This is a genomic window from Pseudomonas sp. Choline-02u-1 (assembly GCF_002836515.1).
In the GTDB taxonomy this organism is placed as follows: domain Bacteria; phylum Pseudomonadota; class Gammaproteobacteria; order Pseudomonadales; family Pseudomonadaceae; genus Aquipseudomonas.
Genome location: NZ_PJBC01000058.1, coordinates 48,935 through 62,562 on the forward strand (window position 1 = coordinate 48,935; position 13,628 = coordinate 62,562).

Genomic DNA, 13,628 nt, shown 5'->3' on the forward strand with positions numbered 1-13,628 from the left:
TCGACGTGGGGAGGAATTTATCACGACAGACAGCGTTTCTGCCTGCCAGGACGATTATTTCTGCCGAACCGCGACCCTATGACACGTTGAGAGTGGCGCCGGATCAAAAAAGTTCGACCCGCGCCACGTCTGCCAATCTCAGGGCTTGAGATCGGGATCGCTGTCCAGATTCTTCTGCTGCACGGCGTCGATATTGCCCGGCGGGTTTTGCGCCGGGGCCTCATCGATGCCCGGTGGCGGCGTGAGTTGCAGCACTTCGCTGGTGTAGCGCCACTCCTCCATCACCTTGTCCGGATGCTCGTTCAGGCGCGTGCCATAACTGGGCACGATCTGGCGCAGCTTGTCCTGCCACGGCGCCGAGGCCAGTTTGTCCTTGAACACCTTGCCCATCAGATCAAGCATGATCGGCGCGGCGGTCGAGGCCCCCGGCGACGCGCCGAGCAGCCCGGCAATGCTGCCATCCCTGGATGCGACCACTTCGGTACCGAGCTTGAGCACTCCACCCTGCTGCTCATCCTTCTTGATGATCTGCACGCGCTGGCCGGCCTGCCACAGCCGCCACTCTTCTTTCTTCGCGTGCGGGAAGTAGGTGCGCAGCGCCTCGAAACGGTCGTCATCGGACTGCATCAACTGGCCGGCGAGGTATTGCACCAGATCGAACTCGCGCACACCGACCCGAACCATCGGCCAAAGGTTGTGCAATGTCGTACTGGCCGGCAGATCGAAATAGGAGCCTTCCTTGAGAAACTTGGTTGAGAACGTCGCGAACGGCCCAAACAGAATCACCCGTTTGCCATCGAGCACCCGCGTATCGAGGTGCGGCACCGACATCGGCGGCGCGCCGGTCGATGCGATGCCATACGCCTTGGCCATGTGCCGCTGCGCGACCTCGGGGTTGTCGGTGACCAGAAACGAACCGCCCACCGGGAACCCGGCGTAGTCTTTCGCTTCCTCGATACCGGACTTCTGCAGCAGCGGCAACGCCGCCCCGCCCGCGCCGATAAACAGGAATCTGGCGTCGGTGGCGGCCGTGGTGCCGTCCTTGAGGTTCTTGGACTCAACGTGCCACGAACCATCATCGTTGCGCGTAATGTCGCGCACTTCCGTGGACAGCTTGAGGTTGAAGTTATCGCGGCTTTGCAGATGGCTGACGAACTGCCGGGTGATCTCGCCGAAATTCACGTCGGTGCCGATCGGCGTCCAGGTGGCGGCGATTTTCTGCGCCGGGTCGCGCCCTTCCATCATCAGCGGCACCCATTGCCTGATCTGTTCCGGGTCTTCGGAATACTGCATCGGCCTGAACAACGGGCTGGCCTGCAGCGCCTCGTAGCGTTTCTTCAGGAAACGGATGTTGTCGTCACCCCAGACGAAACTCATGTGCGGCGTGGAGTTGATGAACGAGCGCGGATTCTTCAGCACCCCGGTTTTGACCTGCCAGGCGAGGAACTGCCGGGTGATCTGGAACGCCTCGTTGATCTCGACAGCCTTGGTGATGTCGACCTTACCGTCCTTTTCCGGTGTGTAGTTGAGTTCGGCGAGCGCCGAATGACCGGTGCCGGCGTTGTTCCAGCCGTTGGAGCTTTCCTCGGCGACCTGGTCAAGGCGTTCGACCATTTCCATCGACCAACCCGGCTCCAGCTCACTGAGCCACACCGCCAGTGTCGAACTCATGATGCCGCCGCCAACCAGCATCACGTCGACCCTTTGGGTTTGTTCGGCGTACGCCTGGCCAATGCCGACCGAGAGGGTCAAGGCGACCAGTGCGCATTTGCGCATCGGATGATTCATGAAGGCCTCCTTGGGCTCTGTCGGCGATGAAGCCATTTTAGTCGGCGCTGTCGTTCTGCACGGAAGGATCACCGTTGGCCGGCACGCTACTGTCGGGTACGGCTGGCGACGGGTTGCTTTTTTCGGCGCCGGGATATCCGGGCAGACCGCGGGTATCGTCGGGGGTCATGACATCTTCGTTGTCACGGCTGACGTCCCAATCGGTGGTGGCGTTCGGGTCTTCATCGCGCCCGGCAGTCCCGATGACGAAGCCGTCGTCGTTGGGATTGACGGTTTCGTTGAGCGACTTGTCGTTGCTGGACGGGTTGTTCATGTCTGCCTCCAGATCACGTTGTTGGGACTTTTTTGGAAAACCGCTGGCCTTTCAAGTGCGATGGAAAAGACCAACGGTGCATTCGCGACATTGGTCGCCTGGCGTGAACCACCGCTGCCCCGCGTGGTTCCCATGAGAAACAGTCGCTCGAGCAGCGCCATGACCAGCCCGCGATTTGGCATCGAGGAAGAGTTTTTCCTGACCGACCTGCAGACCCTGCGCATGGTCGGCAGCCCTTCGCTGCGGGCCATCGAGGCATGTCGAGCGGCGTTGGGCGCCTGGTTTGCTACGGAAATGTTTCAGGGACAGATCGAGGTGGCTTCGCCGGTGTTCAGTGACTTCGAGCATGCTAGCGATTTCTTGCGCGGCAGCCGTCAGGCCTTGCGCGCAACGCTTGAGCCATTTGGTCTGGGCGTGCTCAGCGCCGGCAGTCATCCATTGGCTGACTGGCGAGAACAGACTCCGACCGAGGAGGAACATTTCCAGCATTTATTCGAACGCTACGGCCACGTCGCGCGGCGCAGCGTACTGTCAGGTCTGCACGTGCATGTCGAAGTGGGCGAGCCGCTGGATCGCATAGCGGTGATGAATGAAGTGCTGCCGTGGACGCCGCTGCTGTTGGCGCTGAGCTGTTCGTCACCCCTCTGGGATGGCGTCGCCAGTGGTTTCATGAGTTATCGGCAGACGGCGTGTGACGAGTGGCCCCGCATGGGCATCCCGCCGCTGTTTGCCGATCAGCGCCATTACGATGAGCACTTGGCATTTCTCACGCACATCGGTGCGATCACGCAGCCCGCGGAGTGCTGGTGGGGCGTGCGTCCGGCGGCGCGTTTTCCGACGCTCGAACTGCGCATGACCGACGCTTGCCCTCGGGTCGCCGACGCGCTGACTCTGGCAGCATTTTTCCGTGTACTGGTGGCACACGCCAGTGCGCAGCGGCGTCCCGGATTGCTGTACGACCAGACTGCGCGCGCCATGCTGGAAGAAAATCGCTGGCGCGCCAAACGCTTGGGGATTCATGCGCGCTTTTTGGTCGAAGGCATCGACGGCGATTGTTCGATCACGCAGTGGCTGGAGCTGGCCGAGCAGCGTTTTGCCGATACTGCGCAGGCCTTGGGCGCGGCGCAGTTGTTCGAGTGTGCGCGGGCAATCATCGCCAGCGGCACCAGCGCCGACCGGCAATTGGCGCTGCTTGACCGCGCCTCTGAACGACCGCTGGACGGCCGTTCGGCGCTGGCACAAGTCTGCGAACTGTTGCTTCAGGAAACGGCCGGCTAACCACTCTCGGAAGAACCTTTGAGTTCAACCTGATTGCCGTCAGGATCGAAACAGTACAGCGACAAGCCGTAACCTTCAGCGCCGAAGCGTCTGGCGGCTTTCTCTACGGTCAAACCGAACGATTGCAGATGAGCAATCAGCGCGGCTTCGTTGAACGGCTCGATACGCAAGCAAAAGTGATCGACGTTGCGTTTGTGCGCCTCAGCCGCGCCGCCGCCCTTGCGCCCGAGTTCGCCCGCCAGGTCGACCAGATCGATCATCGACGTGCCGGCCCGCAGATGCACCAGCCCCAACGGCTGGTTATGCCTGACCACTTCGGCGCCGAACACCCTGGCGTAGAAATCGATGCTGCGTTGCAAGTCGGCGACGCGCAGGACGATATGGTCGATGCGCTGAATGGAAAACGGATGCATGGCTAGGCTTCCTTGAAAGCGGCGACCCGCTCATTGTGCTGCACAGGCGAAAAAATTCACTGTCGATTTTTCGGTGGAGCGATCGACAAAGCGGATTTACTCTCACCCCATGAACATACCAGCCGCTGTCCTGCCGCCCCACGCCGAAATGGTTCGCGCCATGCTCGAACGCGATACTGCCTATGAAGGCGTGTTCTTCACGGCCGTGAAAACCACCGGAATCTTCTGCCGCCCCAGTTGCACGGCGCGCAAGCCGAAACCGGAAAACGTCGAATTCTTCGCCCACGCCGACGAATGCCTGTGCGCCGGTTATCGCGCCTGCCTGCGCTGCAAACCGCTGGACGCGGCGGCCATCGCCCCGGACTGGGTGCAGCGCCTGCTCAACGCAGTAGACGCCGACCCCGAACAGCGCTGGAGCGATGCGCAATTGCTCGCCGAGGGCATAGAGCCGCTGAAGCTGCGACGCTGGTTCAAGCAGCACTTGGGCATGACGTTCCACGCTTGGCTGCGCACCCGTCGCCTCGGCATGGCGTTGGGCGGAATCAGGCAAGGCACGTCGATTGATCACGCCGCGTTCGATTCCGGCTATGAATCGCTGAGCGGTTTTCGCGACGCGTTTCAGAAGTCTTTCCACATCACCCCCGGCCGTGCGGCCAACAGTGAACCGTTGCTGTTTACCCGCCTGACCACCCCGCTGGGGCCGATGATCGCCATGGCCGAGCGCCGTGGGCTGGTGCTGCTGGAGTTTCTCGATCGCCCGGCGCTGACGCGTGAAGTCGAAGCCCTGCAGAACCGTTATGGCTATGCGGTCGCGCCGGGACACAATGCCCACTTGCAGCAGATCGAAGGGGAGCTGGCGGCTTACTTTGCCGGCAAACTCAGCCAATTCAACGTGGCGTTGCACCTGCCCGGCAGCGCGTTCGCCCGCGAGGTCTGGGCGGCGCTGCTGCAAATTCCCTATGGCCACACCAGCACGTACGGCGCCATCGCGGCGGGGCTGGGAAAACCCGGTGCCAGCCGCGCGGTCGGCCTCGCCAACGGGCACAATCGCCTGTCGATCGTGGTGCCTTGCCACCGGGTGATTGGCGCGGACGGCTCGCTGACCGGCTATGGTGGCGGACAACCGCGCAAGGCGTTTCTGCTCAGGCTGGAGAACGCCGCGCTGCAAATGACTCACCCATTGGCTTTTTGAAGCATGCAACCCATCAGGCAAAAGGGATCTGGATGAGTACGACCGATTCACGGCAGCATGGCTGACGGGTATGGCGTGGCCAGCGCCTTTCTGGCCGCTATAGACCCTGACTGGCAGCGCCATATCCGCGCCGTTGGACCGTGCCTGCATCAGCCGCATCCGGCGCGCGATCCGTATGAATCGCTGGTGCGCGCGATTGCCTATCAGCAACTGCACGCCAAGGCTGGCGATGCGATTCTCGGGCGTTTGGTGGGGCTGTTTGCCGGGCAGACGTTTCCGCGCCCGGCGCAGATTCTCGCCATGGATGTCGAGCAATTGCGCGCTTGCGGGTTTTCAGCGAGCAAGATCGCGACGATTCAGGGGATCGCTCAGGCGACGCTGGACGGCGTGGTGCCGGATTACCCGACTGCGCGGGCGATGGACGATGAAACGCTGATCGAACGCCTCACCAGTTTGCGCGGCGTCGGGCGCTGGACAGTGGAAATGCTGCTGATCTACAGCCTCGAACGCATGGACATCCTCCCCGCCGATGACTTTGGCGTGCGCGAGGGTTATCGACGTTTGAAAGGCCTGGACATCCAGCCCACACGCAAACAAATGATCGAGATCGGCCGAGCCTGGAGCCCGTATCGCACCGTGGCGGCGTGGTATTTATGGCGGGCGGGCAAGGGATAGGCATCAAATGGACTGATGCCCAGCGATCTGCTCTGAATCCGCCTCCCTCTTCGTGAGCAAGCCCACTCCCACATTCAACGGGTGTCTGGCGCAAAATCTGCCAACACCATCAGTTCCCCTGTGGGAGCGGGCTTGCTCGCGAAAGCGTCAGGTCAGGCAACATCATGCTGAACGTACCGCCACCTTCGTGAGCAAGCCCACTCCCACATTCAACGGGCGCCAGACGCAAAATCTGCCAACACCACCAGTTCCCCTGTGGGAGCGGGCTTGCTCGCGAAAGCGTCAGGTCAGGCAACATCATTGCTGAACGTACCACCACCTTCGTGAGCAAGCCCAGCCCCACATTCAAAGGTGTCAGGCGCAAAATCTGCCGACACCATCAGTTCCCCTGTGCGAGCGGGCTTGCTCGCGAAAGCGTCAGGTCAGGCAACATCATTGCTGAACGTACCGCCACCTTCGTGAGCAAGCCCAGCCCCAGGCGCAAAATCTGCCGACACCATCAGTTCCCCTGTGGGAGCGGGCTTGCTCGCGAAAACGTCAGGTCAGGCAACATCATTGCTGAATCCCGTCGCAGCAATCTGATGCGCAGACACATCCTGCCAACAATCATCGCATCCGGTTCTGCCCGCTCAACTAGCCTTCCACTCAAATCAATCACGAACAAGGCAAAGGAATGCCCGAGCGATCTTCGTCTCACCGTCTCAGAATCGGCCGCTTCTGCGAAAGTAACCGCATTTACCTGCTCACCGCCAACACCTTGCACCGTGTACCGGTTTTCAAGAATCACGATCTCGGCAGATTAGTAGCTAACCAGTTCCAACAAGCGCAAGCAGACGGTTTGGCCGATACCTTGGCCTGGGTGGTCATGCCGGATCATTTCCATTGGTTGGTCCAGTTGCAGAAAGGAACGTTGGGAGAACTGATGTGCCAGACGAAGTCCCTGAGCACCCGAGCCATCAATAAGACGACCGATAGAACAGGCAGCCTGTGGCAACAGGGCTCTCATGATCGTGCGCTACGGCAAGAAGAGAATCTGGTGCAAATGGCCAGATATGTGGTGGCCAACCCCCTATGCGCGGGCTTGGTGCAAAAGCTTGATGATTACCCGCTCTGGGATGCGATCTGGGCCAGCCGCTGAAACTTTCGACATCATCAACACCCTGTGCGAGCGGGCTTGCTCGCGAAAGCGTCCATTCAGTCAACATCATCGCTGAATGCACTGCCCTCTTCGTGAGCAAGCCCACTCCCACATTCGATGGGTGCCAGACGCAAAATTTCCCAACACCACGACTCCCACATTCAACGAGCGCCAGATGCAAGATCCTCCAGCACCTCCAAGACCCTGTGGGAGCGGGCTTGCTCGCGAAAGCGTCCATTCAGTCAACATCATCGCTGAATGCACTGCCCCCTTCGTGAGCAAGCCCACTCCCACATTCGAAGGGTGCCAGACGCAAAATTTCCCAGCACCACCACTCCCACATTCAACGGGCGCCAGATGCAAAATCTTCCAACACCTCCAAGACCCTGTGGGAGCGGGCTTGCTCGCGAAAGCGGTCGCGCGCGCAATGTCATTGCTGATGTATTACCCCGTAAGCCCTCAATGCGCCCGATCAAGCCCCACCAGTAATGCGCTGTCGCGGCTGTAGATATCCGGCGCATAGCGGATACGCCCGGTGCTGTCGACTTGCGCTGTCCAGTAGGTCATCAGGATCGGCACCGGTGCCGACAGACGAAATTCGTGGGTAGTACCGGTCGCCAGCAACGTGTCGGTGCGGTTTTTTTCTGCCGGTGACAGCAGCAGGTCACGTAGTTGCAGCGGGTGCTCGACGCGCACGCAGCCGGAGCTGAATGCCCGTGGGCCTTTGTCGAACAGCGCCTTGCTCGGCGTGTCGTGCAGGTACACCGAGAACGGGTTGGGGAAGCGGATCACCATCTGCCCCAGCGGATTACGCGGGCCAGCGTCCTGGCGCAGGAGGATGTTACCGGGGTTGTCCCAGTCGATATCCGCCGCCGCCAGGGGCTGACCGTTGGCATCGAGCACTTGCAGGTTCTGGCGGCTGAGGAAGGTCTGGTCCTTGCGGATCTGCGGCAGCTTGTCTTCTTTCCAGATGGTCGGTGGCACGGTCCAGGTCGGGTTCAGAGTCAACCGCGTGACACGGGATTTGAGCAGCGGTGTCTGGCGTTCGGCGCGGCCAACCTGAGTGCGGGTCTGCCACACGGGTTGACCGCCCTGATACAGCGTCAGCTCAGCGGCCGCGACGTTGACCACCAGACCACTGGGCTCCAGGTCTTGGGCCATCCAGCGGAAACGTTCAAGGTTGACCCGCAGTTGATCGCGGCGCGTCAATGGGCTGATGTTCAGCTCGGCTATGGTGCCCGGCCCGACCACGCCGTCAGCCTGCAACGAGTGGCTGGCCTGGAAATGCTTCACTGCGTCCACCAGCACGTCGTCGTAGGCGTTGTCCGGCGTTACCAGCGCGTGTGCCAGATAGCCTTCGTTATACAGACGCTGCGCCAATTGCGGCACGCGCTGATCTTCCATCGCCGGGCGCAGCAACGGGCCATTGCCGACCGGCTGCCATTGCGGCAAAGCCTGCAAGCGCTGCGCGGCATACAGCTGACGCAGACTTTGGTACTGCGGCAGGTGCGGACGGGCCAGATCAAACGCTGCGGGAATGTTATTCATGCCGGGCACGGCGATGCTGAGCAATCGCGCCTGACGGTCGGTCGGCGGGCCGTCGACACGCCACAGCGGCTCGAAATGCGACTGCAAGAGGCGACCGTAATGCAGATCCTGCAAGGCCTGCAGGTAGTTGCGACTGATATCGATGTCGGCACACAACTCGCCATCCTGCGGCGGCGTTGCTGCCACGGCATAACGATCCGAATTCAAGCCATCATCGGCCAACAGCTGCAATTGTGCGCGCAATGTCGGCAAGCGTGCCGAATCACTCGCCCACACCGGCATCCAGTCCTGCTGTTCATAGAACGCCTGCAATTGGCTCAGCGCCGGGGCGTTGAGACGCGGGGCAATCGCCGGACATGACTGCGCCAGACTGATCAACACCGCTTGCAGCGGGCTGCGCGGCTCGACCGGCAATTGTGTTGCCGGCGTCGGCAGAGTCTCGAGCGGAGGCAGCGCTTCATCGGCGCAAGCGACAAACGGCGCAGCGAGCAAACAAATGCTCAAGTAGCATGCGTACTTTTTGAACAACTGCTTTACTCCAATCCATGGCCGTCCAGATGACGGTCAACCTTACATCAGGTGCGCTGAACAGTCAGGCTCGAACCGCGAGCCTGCGGGTATTGACTGGGAGTCAGGAGCCAAAGTGCCGTTTATGTAGCAAGTGAGGACACTTTATAAAATGTTGACGTTTTTGCGCCGACTTCTGTTGAGCACCGCGACCCTTGTCGCCGTGACCAGCCCAGTATTTGCCGCCGGCAAGCCATCGCCGGTTCTCTACAACAGCCTCGCCCACGCTGCGCCGGAACTCAATCCCCAAGCGCTCAAAGGTGCATTGAACGCCATGCAATGCGCGGTCAACAACGGCGCGAAACCCTCGCGGCATCTGGCGATCATCGATTATTCGCAACCGTCCACCGAGCGCCGCCTGTGGATCTTCGACCTGAATAAAAAGAAGCTGGTGTTGCGCGATCTGGTCGCCCACGGCTCCAACTCCGGGGAAAACTTCGCCACGCAGTTTTCCAATCGCGAAGGCAGTTACCAGTCCAGTCTCGGCCTGTTCCGGACTCAGGAAAGCTACGAAGGCACCCACGGCTATTCCCTGCGAATGGACGGTCTGGAGCCCGGTTTCAATGATCTGGCCCGTGATCGCGCGATCGTGATTCATGCCGCCAGTTATGTGAACCCGCTGTGGAGCAAGCGCCAGGGACGCATCGGCCGCAGTCAGGGTTGCCCCGCCGTGCGGCCGCAGGTCGCCAAACAGGTGATCGATCGCCTGAAGAACGGCCAGTTCATGTTTTCCTGGTACCCGGATCAGCGCTGGCTGCAAAAGTCACCGTACCTGAACTGCCAGCCGCAGCAGGTGGCGAGCATTCTCAACACCCACGCCAGCTAACGCGCGTCGCCGCCGGCGGGTTTGTAGAACAGGAACCTGCCGGTCTGCGCGGTGTTGCGATAGGCCTTGGCCCAGCTCGGGTGCACGCCGCGATCGTGGAAATACAAGGCGCCGCGCGTACGATCCTTGAGCTGACGGTTCAACGCCTTGCCGGCAATTTCCTTGGCCAGCGCGTATTCGGCGTCTTCCTTGACCTGATCGGGCTTGCCATCGCACCACCAGGAAAACTGGCAATTGCCGCTTTCCGAACCTTGCTTGACCACCGCGCACACCGTGTCGGGAAAGCCGTCATGGCCGAGGCGATTCATCACGACGCTGGCGACGGCTTCCATTTCCGGGGTGTCCTTGCCCTTGGCTTCCCAATAGATGCTGCGCGCCAGACAGGTCAGCGGATCGTCCAGCGGCGCGGCGCCGGCCGGGTCCACCGCTTGCGCTTCGGTGGGGGTGATCGCTTCGGATTTAGGCGCCGGAGCTGCGCTGACTTTATCCGCCGCTTTCTCCTCGAGCACCTCGGCTTTCTGTTCCGCTTTGGCCTCGATCGGGGCCTGAGCGCCGGCCCATGCTGCGCCGGTCAAAAAGATCAACAACAAACCGCCCGCCAAGCCTTTCAATCCCATGTCGGTTCTTCCGTCAGCGCCCGCCGGGGGCAAGATGTTACGTCGGTGAGACGCCCTGTTTGCGGGGTCTGCGCAGAGTGTAGCGAGCAAATGTGCGGGCGCACCAGCGCAGAAAAAATCCGCCCGAAAAGAAAAAGACATTCACCCACCGGGGGCCTTTCGCGCATCATGGACGCATTCAGCTCAAGGGAGATTTCCATGCGCTTCATGCCGTCCGTTTTGCGTTGCGCCGCACTGTCGCTGGGCGTGGTGCTAGCCACCCCGGCGCTGGCCGCCGATGAACTGCAATTGATCGAGTCGATCAACAGCTATCGCAGCCAGCCGCAGCGTTGCGGCACTCAGGCGTCGAACGAATTGCCCCCGCTGTCGGCCGATCCACGGCTGCGACTGCCCGCCAGCGGCGCGGTCGATCTGCAGCAGGCCATGACCAGCGCCCACTACCCGATGGTCAATGTGCAGGCGATCACCCTCAACGGCCCGCGCGATGCAGCGGTGGCAATGCAGGCGATCAAGGAAAGCTTCTGCCAGGTGGTGCTGGATCCGCAGTTCGTCGATGTGGGCGTCAGCCGCGTTGACCGCGACTGGCGCATCGTCCTCGCGCGGCCGCTGCTGACAGCGAAACTGGGCGATGCACAAAGCGAAGGGCAAAAGCTGCTGGCGCAACTCAATACCGCCCGCAGTCAGGCCCGTCAGTGCGGCGGCCAGTCCTTCGCGGCGGCAGCCCCGCTGGCCTGGAACGCCACGCTGGGCACTGTCGCTCAGGATCACAGCCGCGACATGGCCAACAACAATTATCTCGACCACAAGGACCGCGATGGCCGCACGCCCGGCGACCGTGCCGAGCTGTCCGGCTACAGCGGGCAACTGGTCGGTGAAAACATCGCCGCCGGGCAAGACACCGTCGGCAAGGTCGTCGACGGCTGGCTCGCCAGCCCTGGCCATTGCGCCAATCTGATGAACCCGCAATATCAGGAACTGGGCGCCGCGTATGCGACCGATCCGAAAAGCAACGCCGGCATTTACTGGACGGCAATGTTCGGCGCACCGTAAGCCTCATCGACGCCGTCAATCACTCGGTCAGCCAGAGTGATTGGACGGCGTGGCGAGGGCAGCCTACCCTGCGCAATCTGCGCCCGCTGACGGCGTTCCACATCCACGAGGCGAGCCCATGACACAGCGTGAATTGATCGATGGTCACAACCGCCGCGTGGATTATCTGCGCCTGTCGGTCACCGACCGCTGCGATTTCCGCTGCGTCTATTGCATGGCCGAGGACATGCAGTTCCTGCCGCGCCAGCAGATCCTCACCCTCGAAGAATTATTCCAGGTGGCGCAAAGCTTCGTCGCCCTCGGCACGCGCAAGATCCGTCTGACCGGCGGCGAGCCGCTGATCCGCCCCGGCGTCGTACAACTCTGCGAGCAGATCGCCGCCCTGCCCGGCCTGCGCGAACTGTGCCTGACCACCAACGGTTCGCAACTGGGCCGACTGGCCCAGCCGCTGTTCGACGCAGGCGTCAAGCGCCTCAACATCAGCCTCGACAGCCTTGATCCGCAGCGCTTCAAAGAGCTGACCCGCACCGGCAATCTGGCGCAGGTTATCGAGGGTATCGATGCTGCTCGCGCCGCCGGGTTCGCCCGCACCAAACTCAATTGCGTGGTGATGCAGGGGCGCAACGATCACGAGATCAACGATCTGGTCCGTTTCGCCATCGAGCGTGATCTGGATATTTCCTTCATCGAAGAGATGCCACTGGGCGCGATTGCCGAACACAGCCGTGCCGAGTCGTTCTACTCCAGCGCGCAAGTGCGCGAACGCATCGCCGAACGCTTCACCCTGATCGACTCGACCGAATCGACGCAAGGGCCGTCGCGCTACTGGCGCGTAGCGGAAGCACCGAACATTCGCCTGGGCTTTATTTCGCCGCACAGTCACAATTTCTGCGGCACCTGCAATCGCGTGCGCCTGACCGTCGAAGGGCGCCTGCTGCTGTGCTTGGGCAACGAGCATTCAATGGATCTCAAAGCCGTGTTGCGCGCACATCCGGGCCACCCGGAACGCCTGGAAAACGCAATCATCGAAGCAATGAAACTCAAGCCGTATCGACACAACTTCGAAGTCAACGACGACGTGCAAGTGGTGCGTTTCATGAACATGACCGGCGGCTGATTCGCCGCGCAACCGGGACCGCGAGATGATCGTCAGACCGAGACCCAATCAGTTCGCCGTGCTGTTCACCCTCAAAGGCTCGATCGCCAAACGCATCGCCGTGCGCACCTTGATGCTGACGCTGCTGGCGGCGGGGATTGTGCTGATTGAGCTCCTGGTACCGAGCTATTTCGCCAAGATCAACGCGACGCCTTTCACCCTGCTGGGGCTGTCGCTGTCGATCTTCCTCAGCTTTCGCAACAATGCCTGTTACGACCGTTGGTACGAGGGGCGCAAGGCCTGGGGCGATGTGCTGCTGCGGGTGCGTTCGGTGATGCGTGAAACCCAAGGCATCGCTGACACCCGCCGGCGTGAGCAACTGTTGCGCAACCTGTGCGGATTCGCCCATGCATTGAACGCACGGCTGCGCTCGGAGAGCGAGGCACAGGCCAGTGCCGACTGGCTCAGCCCGCCACTCGACGAGGCTGCGCCGGATCACTGCGCACAGATCATTCATCAGGTCGGGCGCCAATGTTGCGAGCTGGAAACGGCCGGTGCGCTGTCGCCATGGCGTTATCAATTGCTGGCCAGTCACCTGACCTGCCTGAGCCAGGCCCAGGCCGTGTGTGACCGGATCAAAAACACGCCATTGCCGTTTCCTTATACCCTGCTGCTGCACCGCACCATCTACCTGTTCTGCCTGCTGCTGCCCTTCGCCATGGCGCAATCGCTGGGTTGGTTGACGCCGCTGTTCACGGCAATTGTCAGCTACACCTTCTTCGGCTTCGACGCGATTGCCGATGAACTCGAAGACCCGTTCGGGCGCGATGAAAACGATCTGCCGACCGACGCGCTGGTGCGTACGCTGGAGCGCGACGTGTTGCACGAACTCGACGTTTCGCCGTTACCGCCCGCGCCGCAACCGGACGATTACGTGCTGCGCTGAATAACGCGGGAAACCGCCATCGGCGAATCTCCCGTTTACATGCGCGCAAATTCCCCCTTACTATCCGGGCACACCGGTCGCCGGGCCCACCCTGCCGCCGACGCTTTCCGCCAACGGAAACACGCGTTATGAGTACGTCACCACAACAACCCCAAAGGTTGCACGTCTCTGCTGTACGCGC

The 13,628-nt window shown here is 61.4% G+C and carries 13 protein-coding genes; 8 read left to right on the forward strand and 5 right to left on the reverse strand.

The annotated features are described in order from the left end of the window. Nucleotides 1–138 precede the first annotated feature (138 nt). Together mqo and CXF97_RS14305 are read right to left on the reverse strand one after the other, a co-directional pair. Nucleotides 139–1,788 carry a malate dehydrogenase (quinone) gene (gene mqo / locus CXF97_RS14300; RefSeq protein ID WP_101159069.1) on the reverse strand — a complete coding sequence of 550 codons (1,650 nt, stop codon included), beginning with the start codon at nucleotides 1,786–1,788 and terminating at the stop codon, nucleotides 139–141. Nucleotides 1,789–1,825: 37 nt separating this feature from the next. Beyond that, on the reverse strand, nucleotides 1,826–2,101 hold the full coding sequence (locus CXF97_RS14305; protein WP_101159070.1) for a hypothetical protein: 276 nt from the start codon (nucleotides 2,099–2,101) through the stop codon (nucleotides 1,826–1,828). 159 nt (nucleotides 2,102–2,260) lie between these two features. On the opposite strand from CXF97_RS14305, the gene CXF97_RS14310 reads away from it, so the two are divergent. Then, nucleotides 2,261–3,379, forward strand: coding sequence for a carboxylate-amine ligase (locus tag CXF97_RS14310; RefSeq protein WP_101159212.1), 1,119 nt, complete (start codon nucleotides 2,261–2,263; stop codon nucleotides 3,377–3,379). Here CXF97_RS14310 and CXF97_RS14315 read toward each other — a convergent pair. Next, nucleotides 3,376–3,792: a VOC family protein gene (locus CXF97_RS14315; RefSeq protein WP_101159071.1), complete on the reverse strand. Its 417-nt coding sequence runs from the start codon at nucleotides 3,790–3,792 to the stop codon at nucleotides 3,376–3,378. The genes CXF97_RS14310 and CXF97_RS14315 overlap by 4 nt on opposite strands. Nucleotides 3,793–3,901: 109 nt before the next feature. Here CXF97_RS14315 and CXF97_RS14320 point away from each other — a divergent pair, with 109 nt between their 5' ends. The 3 genes from CXF97_RS14320 (at nucleotide 3,902) to CXF97_RS14330 (ending at nucleotide 6,797) form a co-directional block, all read left to right on the forward strand. Continuing rightward, on the forward strand, nucleotides 3,902–4,984 hold the full coding sequence (locus CXF97_RS14320; protein ID WP_101159072.1) for a bifunctional transcriptional activator/DNA repair enzyme AdaA: 1,083 nt from the start codon (nucleotides 3,902–3,904) through the stop codon (nucleotides 4,982–4,984). A 57-nt stretch (nucleotides 4,985–5,041) separates the two neighbouring features. Then, on the forward strand, nucleotides 5,042–5,659 hold the full coding sequence (locus CXF97_RS14325) for a DNA-3-methyladenine glycosylase (protein ID WP_101159073.1): 618 nt from the start codon (nucleotides 5,042–5,044) through the stop codon (nucleotides 5,657–5,659). Nucleotides 5,660–6,332: 673 nt separating this feature from the next. Further along, complete coding sequence (locus CXF97_RS14330) at nucleotides 6,333–6,797, forward strand: transposase (RefSeq protein WP_101159074.1); 465 nt, start codon at nucleotides 6,333–6,335, stop codon at nucleotides 6,795–6,797. A 459-nt stretch (nucleotides 6,798–7,256) separates the two neighbouring features. Here the strand turns inward: CXF97_RS14330 and CXF97_RS14340 are convergent, their stop codons facing one another. Next, nucleotides 7,257–8,873, reverse strand: coding sequence for a murein L,D-transpeptidase (locus CXF97_RS14340; RefSeq protein WP_101159076.1), 1,617 nt, complete (start codon nucleotides 8,871–8,873; stop codon nucleotides 7,257–7,259). Nucleotides 8,874–9,024: 151 nt separating this feature from the next. Between CXF97_RS14340 and CXF97_RS14345 the strand changes: the two genes are divergently transcribed. Beyond that, nucleotides 9,025–9,738, forward strand: coding sequence for a murein L,D-transpeptidase catalytic domain family protein (locus CXF97_RS14345; RefSeq protein WP_101159077.1), 714 nt, complete (start codon nucleotides 9,025–9,027; stop codon nucleotides 9,736–9,738). Here CXF97_RS14345 and CXF97_RS14350 read toward each other — a convergent pair. After that, nucleotides 9,735–10,355 (reverse strand): cell wall hydrolase, encoded by a 621-nt coding sequence (locus tag CXF97_RS14350; RefSeq protein WP_101159078.1) that lies wholly within the window; start codon nucleotides 10,353–10,355, stop codon nucleotides 9,735–9,737. The genes CXF97_RS14345 and CXF97_RS14350 overlap by 4 nt on opposite strands. Nucleotides 10,356–10,553: 198 nt before the next feature. On the opposite strand from CXF97_RS14350, the gene CXF97_RS14355 reads away from it, so the two are divergent. From CXF97_RS14355 to CXF97_RS14365, 3 genes are all read left to right on the forward strand, one after another. Beyond that, nucleotides 10,554–11,405, forward strand: coding sequence for a CAP domain-containing protein (locus CXF97_RS14355; RefSeq protein ID WP_101159079.1), 852 nt, complete (start codon nucleotides 10,554–10,556; stop codon nucleotides 11,403–11,405). A 118-nt stretch (nucleotides 11,406–11,523) separates the two neighbouring features. Further along, complete coding sequence (gene moaA, locus CXF97_RS14360; protein WP_101159080.1) at nucleotides 11,524–12,522, forward strand: GTP 3',8-cyclase MoaA; 999 nt, start codon at nucleotides 11,524–11,526, stop codon at nucleotides 12,520–12,522. A 25-nt stretch (nucleotides 12,523–12,547) separates the two neighbouring features. Then, entirely contained in the window at nucleotides 12,548–13,447 is a 900-nt protein-coding gene (locus CXF97_RS14365) for a bestrophin family protein (RefSeq protein ID WP_101159081.1), read from the forward strand. Nucleotides 13,448–13,628 lie beyond the last annotated feature (181 nt).